The organism is Corallococcus sp. NCSPR001, assembly GCF_017309135.1.
Classification (GTDB): Bacteria; Myxococcota; Myxococcia; order Myxococcales; family Myxococcaceae; genus Corallococcus.
On the sequence record NZ_JAFIMS010000002.1, the window covers coordinates 6925212 to 6942463 of the forward strand.

The following is a 17252-nucleotide window of genomic DNA, read 5'->3' on the forward strand; positions in this document are numbered from 1 at the left end:
ATGGCCATCGCCTTGGACGCCACTCCGTTCAACTTCGTCGCCATCGTGCTGTGCGTCTCCATTGGAGCGGGCCTGCTGGGTTCGCTGCTGGGCCTGGGCGGTGGCCTCATCCTCATCCCCGTCCTCACGCTCGTGCTCAAGGTGGACATCCGCTACGCGGTGGGAGCCTCCATCGTGTCCGTCATCGCCACGTCCAGCGGCGCGGCGGCGGCATACGTACGCGACGGCCTGGCCAACATGCGCGTGGCCATGTTCCTGGAGCTGGCCACCGTGGCGGGCGCCGTCACGGGCGCGATGCTCGCGGGCATGGTGGGCGGCCGCGCGCTGTACTTCCTCTTCGGCGCGGTGATGGCCTATTCGGCGCTCGCGATGTTGCGCAAGCTGCGCGAGGACGGCGGCCCCCGTGAAGAGCCGCCTCCGGATGCCCTCGCGGACCGGCTCGCGCTGCACGGCAGCTACTACGACGTGTCCACCGGCGGCGAGGTGACGTACCGCGTGCACCGGCCGCTCGTGGGCCTGGGGCTCATGTACATCGCGGGCACGGTGAGCGGGCTGCTCGGCATCGGCTCCGGCGCGCTGAAGGTCCCGGCCATGGACCTGGCGATGGGGCTGCCCATCAAGGTCTCCACCGCCACCAGCAACTTCATGATTGGCGTCACGGCGGCGGCCAGCGCGGGCATCTACTTCGCGCGCGGGGACATCGACCCGTTCATCGCCGGCCCCGTCTGCGTGGGCGTCACGCTGGGCGCGTTCGCGGGCTCGCGCTACCTGACGAAGCTCAAGAGCGGCTCCCTGCGCATGCTCTTCGTGGCCGTGCTGCTGTGGGTGTCCTACGAGATGCTGTCCAAGGGGATACGCGGATGAGCGCCGAACCTTCGTCTTCTCCAGAGACGACCACCACCGCCGTCGCGCAGGACGAGGTGGTGCCGCTCACACCGGAGCTGCTCATCAGCCAACTGCTGCGCGGCGGCGTGCTGCTCAGCCTGTCGCTCGTGATGTGCGGCATGGTGATGACCTTCTTGCGGCACCCGGACTACTTCTCGTCCTCGGACGCGCTCCTGCGCCTCACCTCGCCGGACGAGGCGCCGCACCAGCTGACGGATGTCTTCGAGGGCGTCATGGCCGTGCGCGGCCAGTCCTTCGTGATGGCGGGGCTGCTGGTGATGATCACCGTGCCCGTGCTGCGCGTGGCCCTGTCCCTGGGCATCTTCCGCGCGCAGAAGGACCGCACCTTCGCCGCCATCACCACCGGCGTGCTCGCGCTGCTGCTGCTCGCGTTCCTGCTGGGCGGTGTGGAGTAGTCCACTCAGCAGTCCACCCGTTCGTCACATCCGCGCGGGCGCGAAACGCACTACAACGCGCGCCCATGGCCGAACGCGACCTGCCCCTCCTCCTCGTGCGCCACGCCGTGGCCGAGGACTCCCACGCCCTGGGCGACGAGGCCCGCGCCCTCACGTCCCAGGGCCGCGCCGCCTTCCGTCAGCACGCGAAGAAGCTCGCGCGCCTCACGCCGCTCATGGGCATCATCACCAGCCCCCTGGTGCGCGCGGTGCAGACCGCGGAGCTGCTCGCGGACGCGCTCGGCCTGTCCCACGTGGAGGTCCACCCCGCGCTCGTCCCCATGAAGGGCGCGGCCCGCAACGTGCTCAAGCTGGCGCGCGACGTGGGCCCGGGCTGGGCGCTGGTGGGACACAACCCCTCGCTGGAGCGCGCCGCCGCGCTCGCGCTGGGCCAGGCCCTGCCGGACAAGCTCCGCAAGGGCTGCGCGGTTGCCCTGCGCCCCGAAGGGCGCGCCTTCACCCTGCAATGGATGGCGGCCCCGGGGCGGCCCCTGCGGCGCCCATGAGCCACCCTCCCGGGGGACGGGCGCGTTTTTCCGGCGGTTGGTCGCCTGCCGGAAGAGCCGTTGCACTAGGATGTTCGCGCTCCGGCGAATCATGCATGCCCCCCAGGCCACAGCCCTCGCGGTCCCCGGTGCCGGACACGGCCTGGCGCACGCGCGCGCGTCGTTCGTGGCACGCGTGGGCCACCTGCTGAAGCTGAAGCTGATGGCACTGCTCGTCATCGGCCTCGGGTTGCTGCCCGGGGTGATGGCGCCCGCGAAGCCCTTCACGCCCACCGTCCCGATGAACCAGGGACAGGGCAATCAGGGCCCCTTCGAGGAAGACCATCCCCGCGCCGATGCCGGCATCAAGGTCTTCGCGGAGAAGCACCGCCGTTCGGGCGGCCTGTTCATCGAACCGGCCCCCATCGAATGCGGCCTCGCCGCGTTCCTCGCCTCGCTCCGCCCCGCGTTGCGCGCCGTGGCCCCCATGGCCCCGCCTGACGCTCCGGACGAGGCAGGCATCGCGCTGCGCCGCGGACAATTGCCGCGCCGCGGAGCCATGGACGAAGCAGCCGCCGTCTGACGTCCGCCGTCCACCCGCGCCCTGAGCCGCGCGGCGTGGACGGCCGTGATGCGGGCTGTGCCCAACGAATGAACTGGCGGCGGCCACGGCGCGGATGCGTCAGGCCTTACGCCGAAGGTGGCCTCGCGCAACCCGGGCGAGGACAAGCGGCGCGGACGGCCCCCGTCCCCCTTCTTCCCGGGGGCCCGTCCGCGCCCGTCGTTTTTCGCGAACACCGTCCCGTGACGGACGTGACGCACTTGTTGCCGGCGCGTCACGTGGGCGCGAAGCGATGCGCGCACAGTACGTGCCCGACATGTCCCACGTACTCATCGTCGACGACGAGCGCGACCTGGCGGAGCTCATCGACTTCAACCTGCGAGGCGCGGGCTTCACCACCCGCGTGGCCTTCACCGGGGAGGCGGCGCTCACCGCCGCGCGCGAGCAGGCCCCGGACGTGGTGCTGCTGGACCTGATGCTGCCGGACCTGTCCGGCATCGAGGTCTGCCGTCACCTGCGCGCCAACCCCCGCCTGCGTGACGTGCTCATCGTCATGCTCACCGCGAAGAGCGAGGAGGCGGACCGCATCCGCGGCTTCGAGGTCGGCGCGGACGACTATGTCGTCAAACCCTTCTCCGTGCGCGAGCTGGTGCTGCGGCTCAAGGCCATCCTCCGGCGCACGTCGTCACCCCAAGAGGGCACCCCGCCCCTGGCGCTGGGCCCCCTGCGCCTGGACGTCACCCAGCACCGCTTCTTCGTGGAGGAGAAGGAGACGCCCCTCACCGCGCTGGAGTTCCGGCTGCTGGAGTACCTCATGGCCCGGCTGGGCCGGGTGCAGACCCGCGAGCAGCTGCTGGAGCAGGTCTGGGGCCTGTCCAGCGCGCTGGAGACGCGCACCATCGACACGCACGTGATGCGCCTGCGCGACAAGCTGGGCCCTGCCCGCGCCCTCCTGGAGACGGTGCGCGGCGTGGGCTACCGCATCGTGGACCCGGCGGCCGGGTAGCCAGGCGCCCCCTTTCCGTTACTCATTTGTCACGCAAGGGCCGTCAAACGGCCACATCTGCTCCATAGATCGTCACGCGACCTCGACCCTTCGAGGAGGAGACACCTCATGAAGAAGACTCTGCTCTCAAGCTTCGTCGCCTTCGGGCTCGCCGTCCTCCCGTTGACCGCCCAGGCAGGCACGGTGACGGTGAAGGGCTCGGACACCATGGTCATCCTCGCCCAGCGCTGGGCGGAGGCGTTCATGAAGAAGAACCCCGCCACGAAGATTCAGGTGACGGGCGGCGGCTCCGGCACGGGCCTGGCGGCCCTGCAGAACGGCACCACCGACATCGCCATGTCCAGCCGCGAAATCAAGAAGGCGGAGTCGGACGCGGTGAGCGCCAAGTACAAGGCCCCGCCCACCACGCTGTCAGTGGCCAAGGACGGCGTCACCTTCTACGTCAACGAGACCAACAAGGTGGACGCGCTCTCCACGGAGCAACTCAAGGCCATCTACCTGGGCGACACGACGAACTGGAAGGACGTGGGCGGGCAGGACGCGCCCATCGTCCCGTACTCGCGTGAGAACTCCTCCGGCACCTACGTCTTCGTGAAGGACCACGTGCTGGGCGGCGAGGACTTCGCCCCGGAGGCGCAGACGCTCCCCGGCACGGCCGCGGTGGTCAACGCGGTGGCCAAGGAGAAGAACGGCATCGGCTACGGCGGCGCCGCGTACGGCAAGGGCATCAAGGAGCTGAAGGTGAAGAAGGGCAACGAGTCCTTCGCCCCCAGCGCGGAGAACGTGAAGAGCGGCAAGTACCCGCTGTCGCGCGACCTGTTCTTCTACCTGGGCAAGGCGCCCGCGGGCGAGGTGAAGGCCTTCATCGACTTCGCGCTGTCCCCCGAGGGACAGGCCATCGTCACCCAGGTCGGCTACTTCCCTGTGAAGTAGTTGGCGTCACGCGATTGTCACCCGGCGCGGGGTTCCCATGTTGGATAGACAGGCCGTCATGCAGGAGCAGGACCTCGCGCCCCCCGTGGCGCTGCCCATGCTGTCGCCCGCGGCACGCCGGCGCCAGCTGAAGGAGAAGGCCATCGCCGCGCTGATTACCGCGGTGGCCTTCACGGGCATCGCCGCGCTGGTGCTCATCCTCGTCTTCGTGGCGAAGGAGGCCCTGACGCTCGTGACCGACGCGGCGGCCCGCGAGGAGGCCAGCTTCTCCAAGATGTTCCTCCCGCAGATGGTGCGGAAGGGAAAGCCCCTGGCCTACGTTTGGCAGCCGGTGTCCGGCGTGCCCAAGGTCAGCATGATTCCGCTCTTCATCGGCACGCTGAAGACGACGGCCGTGTCCATGCTGGTGGCCGTGCCCCTGGGCATCTTCGGCGCGCTGTTCGCCGCGGAGTTCGCCCCCCGCCGCCTGCGTGAAATCCTCAAGCCCACCATCGAGCTGCTCGCCGGCATCCCGTCCGTGGTGCTGGGCTTCTTCGCCCTGATGGTCATGGCCTCCTTCCTCCAGGAGACGTTCGGCTTCACCTCCCGGCTCAACGCCGTGGTGGCGGGGCTGGGCCTGGCGCTGGCCATCGTGCCGGTCATCTTCACGGTGACGGAGGACGCGCTCACCGCCGTGCCGCGCAGCTACCGGGAGGCCTCCCTGGCGCTGGGGGCCACGCCCTGGGAGACGGCGTGGAAGGTGGTGCTCCCGGCGGCGGCCCCCGGCATCCTCGCCGCGTGCGTGCTGGGCTTCGGGCGCGCCATCGGTGAGACGATGATCGTCCTCATGGCCTCCGGCAACGCGGCCATCGTGTCCTGGAACCTGGGCGACTCCGTGCGCTCGCTGTCCGCCACCATCGCCGCGGAGATGGGCGAGGTGGTGGTGGGCAGCCCGCACTACGCGCTGCTCTTCTTCATTGGCGTGGAGCTGTTCCTCTTCACCTTCGTGCTCAACCTGCTCGCCGGGCTGTGGACGAAGAAGGTCATCCAGCGGCTCAAGGGAGGTGCGGGGTGAAGCACACCACGCGCAAGGTCGTGGGCCTGTCGCTCGTGTCGCTCACGGGGCTGGCCGCGTTCATCATGGTGGCCATGCTGGCCATCATCCTCCTGGACGTCGTCCGGGGCGGCTGGAGCCACCTGTCCTGGCAGTTCCTCTCCCAGGCGCCCACGGACGGGATGATGGGCGGCGGCATCTTCCCCGCCCTCTTCGGCACCGCGGCGCTCACGCTCTTGATGACCCTGGCGGTGATGCCGGTGGGCGTGCTGACGGCGGTGTACCTGCACGAGTACGCGCCACCCTCCAGCCTCCTGGCCCGCGCGGTGCGTGTGGCGGTGGCGAACCTGGCGGGCGTGCCGTCCATCGTGTTCGGCCTCTTCGGCCTGGGCTTCTTCATCCTCTTCGTGGGCAAGGGCCTGGACCGCGCGCTGGGCTACGAGGAGCTGCACTGGGCCCAGCCGGGCATCCTCTGGGCGTCGCTCACGCTGGCGGTGCTCACCCTGCCCGTCGTCATCGTGTCCACGGAAGAGGCCCTGCGTGCCGTGCCCCAGGAGCAGCGCACCGCGAGCCTCGCGCTGGGGGCCACCCAGTCGCAGACGCTGGCGCGGGTGGTGCTGCCGGGCGCGCTGCCGGGCATCCTCACCGGCGCGGTGCTGGCCGTCTCCCGAGGCGCGGGGGAGGTGGCCCCCATCCTCTTCACCGGCGCGGCGTACTTCCTGCCGGACCTGCCCACGAGCCTGAACTCGCAGTTCATGCACCTGGGCTACCACACCTATGTGCTGGCCACGCAGTCGCCGGACGTGGAGGCCACCCGCCCGCTGCTGTACGCGACGGTGCTGGTGCTGCTGCTGCTCACCTTCGCCCTGAACCTGGTCGCGGTCCTCATCCGCGCGCGCACGCGCCGCAAGGCCGCGGCCGGACACTGACGCTCCTCATCCCATGCCCCTCTCCTCCGCCACGCCGCGCAACAAGATGGAAGCCCGCGAGCTCACCCTGCGCTACGGCAGCAAGGTGGCCATCAAGCAGGTGAGCCTGGCCATCCCCGAGCACAAGGTGACGGCGCTCATCGGCCCGTCCGGCTGCGGCAAGTCCACCTTCCTGCGCTCGCTCAACCGGATGAACGACCTCATCCCGGGGGCCAGCCACGACGGCAGCGTGTTCCTGGACGGCCGCAGCATCCACGACCGCGCCCTGGACGTGGTGGACCTCCGCCGCCGCGTGGGCATGGTGTTCCAGAAGTCCAACCCCTTCCCCAAGTCCATCTTCGAGAACGTCGCCTACGGCCTGCGCGTGGGCGGTCTCAAGGACAAGGCGAAGCTCGCCGCGCGCGTGGAGAAGTCCCTGCGCGGCGCCGCGCTGTGGGACGAGGTGAAGGACCGGCTGGAGGAGAGCGCCCTGGGCCTGTCCGGCGGCCAGCAGCAGCGCCTGTGCATCGCGCGCGCCCTGGCGGTGGAGCCGGAGGTGCTGCTGATGGACGAGCCCGCGTCCGCGTTGGACCCCATCGCCACGGCGAAGATCGAAGAGCTCATCCACGAGCTCAAGGCCACGTACACCATCGCCATCGTGACCCACAACATGCAGCAGGCCGCGCGCGTGAGCGACCGGACGGCTTTCTTCTACATGGGCGAATTGGTGGAGTGCGGCCCCACGGAGCAGATCTTCACCAACCCCCACGAGAAGCGCACGGAGGACTACGTCACCGGGAAGTTCGGCTGAGCCCCCGGAAGGCGGAACAGGACGACATGGCGGCCACGCACACCGACAAGGCATTCGAGCAGGACCTGCGCAACCTGCGCGAGAAGCTGCTCGCGATGGGGGCCAAGGTGGAGGCCCTCATCGCGCAGAGCACCCGCGCCCTCACCGACCGCGACTCGGCGCTGGCGGAGCAGGTGGTGGGCGCCGACCGCGAGGTGAACCGGCTGGAGGTCGACATCGACGACCTGTGCCGCCGCATCCTCGCGCTGCGCCAGCCGGCCGCGTCCGACCTGCGCCTCATCACCACCGCGCTGAAGATCGTCACCGACCTGGAGCGCATTGGCGACCTGGCGGTGAACATCGCCGAGCGCGCCATGGACCTGAACCAGGTGCCGCCGCTGGCGCCGTACGTGGACACGCCGAAGCTGGCGGAATTGGCGCAGCAGCAGGTGAAGAAGGCCCTGGACGCGTTCGTGTCCGGGGACGCGGCCAAGGCGGAGGACGTCCTCAAGGGGGACGACCTGCTGGATGCCCTCTTCCTGAAAATCTTCAACGAGCTGCTGGCCTACATGATGGAGGACTCGCGCAACATCCGCCGGGCCACGGCGTTGATGTTCATCGCGAAGCACCTGGAGCGCATTGGCGACCACGCGCTCAACGTGGCGGAGATGGTCATCTACATGGTGCGCGGCAAGGACGTGCGCCACCCGCGCAGCCGCGACCTGGAGTAGGCGGCTTCACCGGGGTGTCACGGCGAGTTGGCCGTCCCGCCGCCCCGCCGCCCCGGTCCCGCCTTGTGAGGCTTCTAGGGTGGCGACATGCTCATCGCCTCCAGCCTCCTCCTGGCCGCGTCCGCAGTGGGCCTGTTCGCCCTCCTCCTCCAGGCGCTGTTCGTGCGCCGCCACCGCCGCACCGTCCCCCAGGCCCCCACGCACCAGCCCGGCCTGTCCATCCTCAAGCCGCTGTGCGGCGTGGATGACGACCTGGAGGCGAACCTCGCCCGGTTCGCCCAGCTCCCCTACCCCCACTACGAGGTGCTGCTGGGCGTGAAGGACGCGCGCGACCCGGCCTACGCCGTGGCGCGGGCGGCGCAGGCGAGGTGGCCCCACGTCATGCGCGTGGTGCTTCAGGAGGGCGAGCCCGGCCTCAACCCCAAGGTGAACCAGTTGGTGACGCTGTCGTCCGAGGCCCGGTTCGACCTGTGGGTGGTGAGCGACAGCAACACCCGCGTGGGCGACCACTACCTGGAGGAGATCGCCGCGGCCTTCGAGGACCCCACGGTGGGCTGCGTCACGCACCCGGTGGCGGGACTGGGTGAGCGGAGCTTCGGTTCGCTGCTGGACAACCTGCACCTGTCCTCCAGCGCGGCGGCGGGGATGATCGCCGCGAAGCACGTGGCGGACCGGGACATCGTGGTGGGCAAGTCCATGGCGCTGCGCCGCGAGGACGTGGAGGCGCTGGGCGGCTTCTTCTCCGTGAAGGACGTGCTGGCGGAGGACTACGTCATCGGCCAGTGGGTGACGCGCAAGCTGGGCAAGCGCGTGGTGCTGGCGCACGCCCCTGTCTTCAACGTGTCCCTGCGCAAGAGCGTGGACGCGTTCTTCCAGCGCTACCTGCGCTGGAGCGTCATTCACCGCACAGCGGTATCGCCCTCGACGTACGCGGCGCAGGCGCTCCTCAACCCGGTTCCGCTCGCGGTGCTGGGCGCGTTGATCCACCCGTCCGCGCTCACGGGCCTGGCGGCGCTGGCGGTGGCGCTGGGCAAGGTCTGGGTGGACGTGGCGGTGTTCCGCTCGCTGCGGCCCCAGCCGGTGTCCTGGCGCGCCGCGCCCGCGGTGCTGGTGAAGGACGCGCTGCTCTTCGCCGCATGGTGGCACGGAGCGTTCCGGCGCACGGTGGACTGGCGCGGTACGCGGTTGCGCGTGGTGTCAGGCACGCGCCTGGTGCCGATGCGCGCCTGTGGCACTCCCGCGACGGAGTGGATCCCCAGCAACGGGGTGGGGTGAACGACGTTGGCCCAACTTTTGACGAACCTTCGTACAGCAACCCTCGCCGCTCGAAGAACCGATGCCTATCTCCTTCAGCATGCCCTCCCTGAAGCTGGCGCATCTTTCGGATCTTCACCTGGACATGAGCCGCGAGAGCGACGCGTCGGCGTCGTCCTTGGTGAAGGCCCTGGCGGCGCAGGAGGTGGATCACGTGGTGGTGACGGGAGACCTCACGCACCGCGGATCCCACGCCGAGTTCCAGCGCTTCCGTGAACACTTCGCGCCCTGGATGGAGACCGGACGCCTCACCTTCATCCCCGGCAACCATGACCGGCCCGGCGAGGATGTGGGCAGCGGCTTCATGGAGGGTCGCAAGGTCCACACCGTGGAGAAGGCGGGCCTCTTCCTGGTCTGCGTGGACTCCACCGGTGAGCACAACCGCAACTATTTCCACAGCCACGGCGAACTGACGGAAGGCGTCGTGGACGAAGTGGACCGCGCGCTGGCGCAGGCGCCGAAGGACGCGCTGGTCGCGGTGCTGCTGCACCACCACGTGATGCCGCTGCCGCTGGAGAGCTTCCCGGAGTGGATCGCCACGAAGTTCGGACTGCCCCACGCGTCGGAGCTCGCGTTGGGAAGCCGACTGCTGGAGCGCGTGGGTGGCCGGGCCGACCTGGTGCTGCATGGCCACCGGCACATCCCCAGCGAGGCGGACCTGGGCACCCCGGGCGAGCGCGGCTTGCGCGTCTACAACTCGGGCAGCAGCACGGACCTGGGCCGCTTCCGCGTCTTCAGCCACATGGCCGGGCGGCTGGTGGGCGATCCTGCGTGGTGCCAGGCGTCGGAGCCGGCGAAGCCGCGCACGGCGGTCCACAACGTCAGGCCCGCCCTCCAGTACCTGGTGGGCCAGCTGGGCATGGCGCTGTTCTAGGGCCTGCCCGGCTGCCTGCTGGAGACTGCCCCTGAGTCCATGTCCCGCGAATGCCAGCGGGGCCCCGGAAGGTTCTCCCCAGGTCAGGAGGATGCTTGGGGAGACTCGCGCTGGATGATGGGGCTCGGAAGGTCCTGGTCGTGGACGACGACGCGGACTGGAGGGAGTTCCTCCGGGTGAGCCTGGAGGACCTCGGCTACGAAACGACCGAGGCGGCGGACGGACAGGAGGCGCTCGACTCGCTCAAGCGGGGCGAGCGCTTCGGGGTCATGCTGCTGGACCTGAACATGCCGGGGATGAGCGGCCTGGAGGTGGTGGAGAAGCTGCCTCGCGCGGCCACCACCCCGCGCATCGTCTTCCTCACCTCCGCGGCGGCGCAGGATGTGGGTAGCGCACTCATGTCCGGTCCCCACTACTACCTGCCCAAGGGCGCCAGTCGCGACCAATTGTCGCTCCTCCTGCAATCGCTGGGGGTGTAGGACGGGAGGCGTCACCCGCCTCCACGAGGCGGGGTGGGTCCAGCCGGGAGGTCCGCCATCGTCACGGAGCTCGTCATCATCCTCTTGCTGGTCCTGGCCAATGGCGTCTTCGCGGGCGCCGAGCTGGGCCTCTTGTCCGTGCGCAAGACGCGGCTGAAGGAGCTGCTGGAGCAGGGCAGCAAGTCCGCGAAGGCGGTGGCGACGCTGCGGGATGATCCGGAGCGGCTGCTCGCCACGGTGCAGATTGGCATCACGGTGATTGGCTCCACGGCGGCGGCCTTCGGCGGTGCGAGCATCGCGCAGCGGCTTTCCGGGGTGCTGGCGGGGCTGGGCGTGCCGGAGGCCACGGCGAGCCAAGTGGCGTTCGCGCTGGTGGTCGCGCTGGTGTCGTACCTATCGCTGGTGCTGGGGGAGCTGGTGCCCAAGTCCCTGGCGCTGCGCTTCTCCGAGCAATACGCGCTGACCCTGGGCCGGCCGCTCAAGGCGTTGTCGTGGGTGATGCGGCCCCTGGTGTGGTTCCTCACCGCGAGCTCCAACGTGGTGCTGAAGCTCTTCGGGGACAAGACGAACTTCTCCGAGTCGCGCCTGTCACCGGACGAGTTGATGCAGCTGGTGGAGGAGGCGTCGAAGCAGGGCACGTTGGATCCGCGCGCGGGGGAGATTGCTTCGCGGGCCTTCGAGCTGGGGGACTTGACGCTGGGCGAGGTGATGGTGACGCGCGAGCACATCATCGCGTTGCGCCGGCACGCCAGCAACGAGGAGATGCGCCAGGTGCTGCTGGAGCACGGGCACTCGCGGATGCCGGTGTACGAGGGCACCATCGACAACGTGGTGGGCTACATCGTGGCCAAGGACCTCTTGGGCGTGGCCTGGGAGGGGCACCTCATCGTGCTGGAGGACGTGCTGCGCCCGCCGCTGTTCCTGGTGGAGTCCATGCGCGCCATCGCGGCGATGAAGGAGCTTCAGCGCCGGCGGATGCAGCTGGCCGTGGTGGTGGACGAGCACGGCGGCGTGGTGGGGCTGGTGACGGTGGAGGACCTGGTGGAGGAGCTCGTGGGAGACATCCTCAGCGAGTCCGAGACGCCGGAGGAGCTGGTGCGGCGCGAGGGCCCCACCGTCGCGGTGGTGCGGGGCGAGGCGAGCCTGCGCGAGGTGAACCGCGCGCTGGGGCTGGAGCTGGAGGAGAGCGAGGACTACTCCACCGTCGCGGGCCTTTGCATCGCGCTCGCGGGAGGCGCCATCCCGGAGCGGGGCGCGAAGCTGTCCATGCCGGACGGCACGGTGCTGGAGGTGCTGGAGGCGACACCGCGCCGCGTGCACGAGGTGCGCTTCCACCTGCCGGAGCAGCCCGTTCAGCCGGAGGCGTGAGGGCGGCCCCTCTCCTTCGTGCGAATCCGGACGGGTGCCCCGGGGGGCCGTTGGTGATCCCGCACCGGGCACCTATATGCCCGGGAGGGACATCCCGGCCCTGGGGAGGCGCGCGCAGCGGATGCAGTCCTCGGCCCCACGCATCGCATTCATCATCGAGACGACGCTTGGCAACGCGGTGTTCCTGGACAACCTCAAGCGGGCGATGGGGCGTCGCACCGACGTCACGCCGGTGTGGTTGCCCATCGACGAGCACGTGGATGACGTCTGGGAGCAGCTGCCGCTGGTGCGCTCGCGGCTGTCGGTGCGCGGAGGGCTGCGAGCGCGCAGCGCGCTGAACCAGGCCTTCGCCACGGAGCCGGTGCGGGCCGCGGTGGTGCACACGCAGCGGATCGCGCACCTGTCGCACGACCTCATGCGCCGCGTGCCGAGCGTCATCTCCACGGACGCGACGCCCAGCGGGCTGGAGGAATACCTGCGCTACTACGGCCTGCGCACGCAGCACGCGGGCTGGATGGGCCACGCGAAGAACGTGCTGCACCGGCGCACGTACGCCATCGCGAAGGGGATGTTGTCCTTCTCGGAGTACACCAAACGTTCGCTGGTCGAGGAGTACGGCGTGCCCGGCACGAACGTGCACGTCGTGTGGCCCAGCGTGGACACGGCGCTGTGGCGGCCGGCGCCGGAGAAGAAGCCCCGGGACGGCGTGGTGCGGTTGCTCTTCGTGGGGGGCGACCTGGGGCGCAAGGGCGGCCAGCTGCTCCTGCGCTGGGCGCGGGAGACGCGGCGCAAGGGCTGGCACCTGGACCTGGTGACGTCCACGCCCTTCGAGGCGCCCCCCGGGGTGCGCGTCCACGTGGGCGTACAGCCGAACTCACCGGAGCTGGTTGGCCTGGCGCAGGCGGCGGACCTCTTCGTGCTGCCGACGATGGCGGACATGTCGTCGTGGGCCATCGCGGAGGCGAAGGCCGCGGGCCTGGCGGTGGTGTCCACGCCCGCGGGCGGCGTGGGCGAGCTGGTGCGCGACGGCGTGGACGGGCGCATCGTGCCGGTGGGGGACTACACGGCGCTGGCCCACATGCTGGACGCGCTGGTGCAGCGCCCGGCTACACTGGAGGCCATGGGGTTGGAGGCCCGCCGCATGGCCGAGGCGCACATGGACCTGGACACGACGTGCTCGCGGATGCTCGCGTTCATCCGCCAGGTGACGGGCGTCTGAGCGGGACATGCGCTCGCGCCATCCCGCCCTGGAGCATGTCCACCCGCGGGCCCGGGGCGGCCCCATGGATCGCCGGCTCCGGATCACCCTGCACTTCCACCCGGATGTCCTCTTCGAGGGGGCCGGCATCCTGACCGCGATGCGGCGTGACGGCCGGTACCGCTCCCAGTTCGAGACGCGCACGAGCAACGGCGGGCTCACGGCGTTCCCCGACGGCGCCCGCTGGCGCTGGGAGAGCCGACTCTTCAATGGCTACTACGATGCGCGCCATGTCGGCGAGCGCCCCAAGTACGGCTCGCTGAACTTCCGCGAAGAGGCGCATGGGGGCTCCCCCCGCTTCGGCTCCAGCTACTTCCGGCTGACGGAAGCAGCGCTGGACCGCTCCAGCTTCTGCTTCCCGGACAGCGTCTTCGAGCCCACGTCCTTCGGGACCTCCGAGCGGATGGCGCTGATGGGCCTGGCGGAGGCCACGCCGTTCGAGGATCCGCTGGACGGGTACATCGAGGCCCACGTCCATGGCGACCTCCGGATACCAGAGGACATCGAGGCCCTGGTGCTGGACCCCAGCTACGAGGCGACCCCCATCGAGGACGAAGCGCGCGCGCTGGGCGTCCGCGTGGAATGGCATCCGGGCTACGCCGTCACGCTGGACGAACTGCGGCCTCACGCGAGCTACCGGGGGGACGACATCCTCCGGCTCGCGGAGCAGCTCGCGGACGACGAACGCCTCACGCCGTTCATTCTTGGACGGGCACGCGCGGACGCGTCGGTCGATCCCCAGGCCCTCAAGAAGGTCTGGCATTGCCTGGCCCGCTTCGGACGGAGCTGGAAGGGACCTGAAAGGTAAAGGCCCGGAACCTCTGGGATTTCCCCAGTGATTCCGGGCCCTTACGTCTGCGCGCGATGCAGGATTCGAACCTGCGGCCTTTGGCTCCGGAGGCCAACGCTCTATCCAGCTGAGCTAATCGCGCAGAACCGCTTTCCGGTGTGGGAGGAGTAACCGAAGTCCCCAGACGACGCAAGCACGCAATCCTGACCTGCCATGGACTAGACCCGGGGACATGAACCGCGCTCCCCTGCTATCCGCCTGTCTCCTCGCCGCCTGCCTGGCCTGCACGGAGTCACCCCGGACGCCCGCGGCGTCCCCCGCCCCGAGCCCGACCATGCCCACCCCGCCCAAGCCCGCCCCTCCCCCTGCCCCGCCTGCCTCCAAGCCGAGCGCCCCGGCCGCGGCGTCGTGCTCGGCGAGCCGGCTGAGCCCCATCCCCAAGCCCACCGCCACGCCCCTGCCGCCGGCCGTGGCGTCCATGCGCGAGCGCATCATCAAGGCCGCCGTGGCGTGCGACTACGCGGGGCTCCAGAAGCTGGGGGACGAGAAGGGCAAGAGCGTGCGCTTCTCCTACGACCCCGATCAGGACATGGCCACCACCTGGCGCATCCAGGAGGAGTGGAAGGACAGCCCGCAGCCGGTGCTGGCGCGGCTGGTCCACGTCCTCAACCTCCCCTTCTACCAGGAGGGCAACCTCTACTGGTGGCCCACCGCCTTCCGCGAGGGCGCCACCGACGCGGACTTCGCGCTGCTCAAGGGCATCTACCCGGACGAGATGATCACCGACATGCGCAAGGAGAAGAGCTACATCGGCATGCGCGTGGGCATCTCCGTGGACGGCGACTGGCAGGCCGCCATCCAGGGCGACTGAGCCGCCCCGCTTCAGTCGCCGGTGATGAAGCGCGCGACGGCCTCCTGGACCTCCTCGTCGCCCATCATCCCCACGTGGTCCGCCCGCGTCTCCAGCCGGTCCACATGGAGCGGCTGCGGCGGCAGGGCCCGCGCCGTCAAGACGGAACCATCTCCGTCCGCGAGCACCGGATCCTCGAACGTGGGCTTCCCGTCGATGATCCGGAACGACTTGATCAACGGATGCCCCACGCCCACCACCGCCAGCGTGTGGAAGGGCGGCGGCGGCCCATCGTTCTCGGAGAGCGCCCGCGCCAGCTCCGAGCGCGCCGCCAGCATGCGCTCCAGCCACTGGCGATACGCGGGCAGCTTCCGCACCGCCGGGTCCTGGAACACGCCCCACCCGCCGTCGACCCACGCGTCCGGCCGGTAGGCATCGAACGTCACCGGCTGGCCGCTCGCGTCGACGAAGAAGTCGCTCTCCGCGGGCAGCAGCTGGAACGCGGACGCGAAGGTGAAGAGCGCCTCCGGTGACAGCAGCGCCCGGTTGCGCCCCACCGGCGTGCCCAGGGTGAAGTCGTCGAACATGCCCGGCGCGCCCCGGAACGGCGTGCCCAGGAACACCACGCGCTTCACGTGCCGGGCGCCCGCCCACGTGGGCTCGCCCGTGTCGTCACCCGTGCCGTAGCGCAGACAGTGCAGCGTGACGAGCCCGCCCATGCTGTGCGCCACCAGGTTCACCTTCACCCGGCCGCCGCGCGCCTCCGCGAGCGAATCCAGCAGCGCGCACAGCCGCTTCGCCGTCACGCGGTTGTCCTGCCGCCAGTCGTAGTCGAAGACGACGAAGCCCGGCAACCGCTCGCGCGCGAACTCCAGGAAGCCCTTGTAGATGTCGTAGCGCGCCACCCACGGCAGCACCGTGAAGCGCGTCATCGGTCCGTCCACCTCCAGGGGCCCGAAGCCCGGCGCCGCTCGCTGACCGGGAAACGGCAGCGCCAGCGAACGCTCCCCGCGCGTCAGCACGTCGCCCACGGACACCCAGGCCCGCTCGCGCTCGCCGTCCGCCGTCGCGAGGAACGACCCGCGGTACCCATGGATGAAGACCGTCACCTCCTCGCCCGTGGCTGGAGGCACCACGACGCGCGAGGCCGTGCAGGCGCTCAACAACAACGAGACCGTGACCGGGAAGAGACGCATGGGCCGCAACGTCCGCCGGCAGGCCTCGCCACGCAAGGCCCGGGCACCAAGACCCATGGCGGGTCAGGACTGCCCTCCCGGACAGGTGTGGATTCACAGCAACCCGGCTTGCATGTCCCGGCCGGTCCCGTGCAAAAGGCACCGCGCACACGCGGTCCCGGTCAAGGGAGTTCGAGTCATGGATGAAGTCATCGTTCAATTGAAGTCACTGGCCCTGACCGAGGCGCTCCCGCTGCTGCTCAAGGTCATCGGGGCGCTGTTCATCTGGTTCATCGGGCGGACGGTCATCGCTGGCTTCCGCAAGGTGCTGGACATGGGCCTGCAGCGGCGGCAGCTGGACGCCACGCTGATCCGCTACGTCGGTTCGCTGTTCACCGGCACGCTCACGTTGATGCTCATCGTCGGCATCCTGGGGGTGATGGGCGTGGAGACCACGTCCTTCGCCGCGTTGATCGCCGCCGCGGGTATCGCCATTGGCGCGGCCTGGTCCGGGCTGCTGGCCAACTTCGCCGCGGGCATCTTCCTGCTGGTGCTGCGCCCCTTCCGCGTAGGCGAGGAGATTGAAGCCGGCGGCGTCGTGGGCATCGTCCAGGAGATCGGCCTGTTCGTCACCACGCTCGACACGTCCGACAACGTGCGGATCGCCGTGGGCAACAACCAGATGTTCAGCGACAACATCATCAACTACAGCCACCACCCGTACCGCAAGATGACGGTGAAGGTGCCGCTGATGCACGGCGTGGACGTGCGGGTGCTTCAGCAGGCCCTGGTGGAGCGCATGGCCTCGGTGAAGGGCGTCCAGGACAAGCCCGTGCCGCAGGTGGAGATCGCGGAGTTCACGCTCCAGGGCCCCGTCCTGGCCGTGTGCATCTTCTGCAAGCCCACCGATTACAACGACACGCAGGCCAACGTGGGCGACGCCATCGCGGAGATCCTCCAGGCCGCGAGCTACACCGTGCCCGCGCAGGTGCTGCTGACCGCCCCACCGCCGCTAGCCAAGGCGGGCTGAAACACCGTCGATGACGGGTGGCGGGCAGGCCAGCCTCTGGCCTGCTCCCCCTCCATGCGGGGGGACGACCCCGCGAGCCGGTTCCCCTCTGAGCGACACCGTGAGTCCTTCCGGTGGCCTGTTCGGGGATCCCGACTCTTCCCATAAATACGCGAATTCACTCGGACTTCCGGGTGAGCGCCCCCATGACAGCTCGGCTGCCCACGGAATACTGTGGCCAGTGTGGATTTGACCCACCCTCTGCTTCTCGCGAGAGAGCAGCGCAGGGGGGCAATCCAGAATCATCAGCAGGCCTGACTTTTCGCGAACGCCACTGCCCCGAGTGG

General features: G+C 69.8%; 19 protein-coding genes and 1 tRNA gene. 18 read left to right on the forward strand and 2 right to left on the reverse strand.

Translation table 11 applies throughout. The features are described 5' to 3' along the window. The 16 genes from JYJ93_RS29845 to JYJ93_RS29920 all read left to right on the forward strand — a co-directional run bounded on the left by JYJ93_RS29845 (position 1) and on the right by JYJ93_RS29920 (position 13889). A complete protein-coding gene (locus JYJ93_RS29845; RefSeq protein WP_206797970.1) occupies positions 1–864 on the forward strand; it encodes a sulfite exporter TauE/SafE family protein in 864 nt (287 codons plus the stop codon). Further along, complete coding sequence (locus JYJ93_RS29850; protein ID WP_206797971.1) at positions 861–1301, forward strand: DUF1634 domain-containing protein; 441 nt, start codon at positions 861–863, stop codon at positions 1299–1301. Before JYJ93_RS29845 ends, JYJ93_RS29850 begins: the two co-directional genes overlap by 4 nt. A 65-nt stretch (positions 1302–1366) precedes the next feature. After that, the gene (locus JYJ93_RS29855) at positions 1367–1846 is read left to right on the forward strand and encodes a histidine phosphatase family protein (protein WP_206797972.1); all 480 of its coding nucleotides are present in this window, start codon (positions 1367–1369) and stop codon (positions 1844–1846) included. Between the two features lie 91 nt (positions 1847–1937). Continuing rightward, positions 1938–2408 carry a hypothetical protein gene (locus JYJ93_RS29860; protein ID WP_206797973.1) on the forward strand — a complete coding sequence of 157 codons (471 nt, stop codon included), beginning with the start codon at positions 1938–1940 and terminating at the stop codon, positions 2406–2408. A 295-nt stretch (positions 2409–2703) separates the two neighbouring features. Continuing rightward, positions 2704–3393, forward strand: coding sequence for a response regulator (locus tag JYJ93_RS29865; RefSeq protein ID WP_206797974.1), 690 nt, complete (start codon positions 2704–2706; stop codon positions 3391–3393). 108 nt (positions 3394–3501) lie between these two features. Beyond that, the gene (locus JYJ93_RS29870) at positions 3502–4326 is read left to right on the forward strand and encodes a phosphate ABC transporter substrate-binding protein (RefSeq protein ID WP_206797975.1); all 825 of its coding nucleotides are present in this window, start codon (positions 3502–3504) and stop codon (positions 4324–4326) included. A 58-nt stretch (positions 4327–4384) separates the two neighbouring features. Beyond that, complete coding sequence (gene pstC, locus JYJ93_RS29875) at positions 4385–5380, forward strand: phosphate ABC transporter permease subunit PstC (protein ID WP_206797976.1); 996 nt, start codon at positions 4385–4387, stop codon at positions 5378–5380. Further along, entirely contained in the window at positions 5377–6288 is a 912-nt protein-coding gene (gene pstA, locus JYJ93_RS29880; RefSeq protein ID WP_206797977.1) for a phosphate ABC transporter permease PstA, read from the forward strand. The genes pstC and pstA overlap by 4 nt, the downstream gene beginning before the upstream one ends. A gap of 46 nt (positions 6289–6334) precedes the next feature. Beyond that, the gene (pstB, locus tag JYJ93_RS29885; RefSeq protein ID WP_206800515.1) at positions 6335–7078 is read left to right on the forward strand and encodes a phosphate ABC transporter ATP-binding protein PstB; all 744 of its coding nucleotides are present in this window, start codon (positions 6335–6337) and stop codon (positions 7076–7078) included. 26 nt (positions 7079–7104) lie between these two features. Further along, a complete protein-coding gene (gene phoU, locus JYJ93_RS29890) occupies positions 7105–7788 on the forward strand; it encodes a phosphate signaling complex protein PhoU (RefSeq protein ID WP_206797978.1) in 684 nt (227 codons plus the stop codon). 87 nt (positions 7789–7875) lie between these two features. Continuing rightward, the gene (locus tag JYJ93_RS29895) at positions 7876–9063 is read left to right on the forward strand and encodes a ceramide glucosyltransferase (RefSeq protein ID WP_206797979.1); all 1188 of its coding nucleotides are present in this window, start codon (positions 7876–7878) and stop codon (positions 9061–9063) included. 61 nt (positions 9064–9124) lie between these two features. Beyond that, on the forward strand, positions 9125–9976 hold the full coding sequence (locus tag JYJ93_RS29900; RefSeq protein ID WP_206797980.1) for a metallophosphoesterase: 852 nt from the start codon (positions 9125–9127) through the stop codon (positions 9974–9976). A gap of 95 nt (positions 9977–10071) precedes the next feature. Continuing rightward, positions 10072–10455 carry a response regulator gene (locus JYJ93_RS29905; protein ID WP_014395428.1) on the forward strand — a complete coding sequence of 128 codons (384 nt, stop codon included), beginning with the start codon at positions 10072–10074 and terminating at the stop codon, positions 10453–10455. 84 nt (positions 10456–10539) lie between these two features. After that, entirely contained in the window at positions 10540–11823 is a 1284-nt protein-coding gene (locus JYJ93_RS29910; protein ID WP_206800517.1) for a hemolysin family protein, read from the forward strand. Between the two features lie 121 nt (positions 11824–11944). Further along, complete coding sequence (locus JYJ93_RS29915) at positions 11945–13042, forward strand: glycosyltransferase family 4 protein (RefSeq protein ID WP_206797981.1); 1098 nt, start codon at positions 11945–11947, stop codon at positions 13040–13042. A gap of 64 nt (positions 13043–13106) precedes the next feature. After that, on the forward strand, positions 13107–13889 hold the full coding sequence (locus JYJ93_RS29920) for a DUF3626 domain-containing protein (protein ID WP_206797982.1): 783 nt from the start codon (positions 13107–13109) through the stop codon (positions 13887–13889). Positions 13890–13939: 50 nt separating this feature from the next. Here the strand turns inward: JYJ93_RS29920 and JYJ93_RS29925 are convergent. Beyond that, a tRNA-Arg gene (locus JYJ93_RS29925) sits at positions 13940–14013 on the reverse strand. A gap of 192 nt (positions 14014–14205) precedes the next feature. Between JYJ93_RS29925 and JYJ93_RS29930 the strand changes: the two genes are divergently transcribed. After that, positions 14206–14742: a hypothetical protein gene (locus JYJ93_RS29930; RefSeq protein WP_206797983.1), complete on the forward strand. Its 537-nt coding sequence runs from the start codon at positions 14206–14208 to the stop codon at positions 14740–14742. Between the two features lie 11 nt (positions 14743–14753). Here JYJ93_RS29930 and JYJ93_RS29935 read toward each other — a convergent pair whose 3' ends face one another. Continuing rightward, complete coding sequence (locus JYJ93_RS29935) at positions 14754–15917, reverse strand: alpha/beta fold hydrolase (protein WP_206797984.1); 1164 nt, start codon at positions 15915–15917, stop codon at positions 14754–14756. Positions 15918–16095: 178 nt separating this feature from the next. Here JYJ93_RS29935 and JYJ93_RS29940 point away from each other — a divergent pair, with 178 nt between their 5' ends. Continuing rightward, positions 16096–16926 (forward strand): mechanosensitive ion channel family protein, encoded by an 831-nt coding sequence (locus tag JYJ93_RS29940; RefSeq protein ID WP_206797985.1) that lies wholly within the window; start codon positions 16096–16098, stop codon positions 16924–16926. Positions 16927–17252 lie beyond the last annotated feature (326 nt).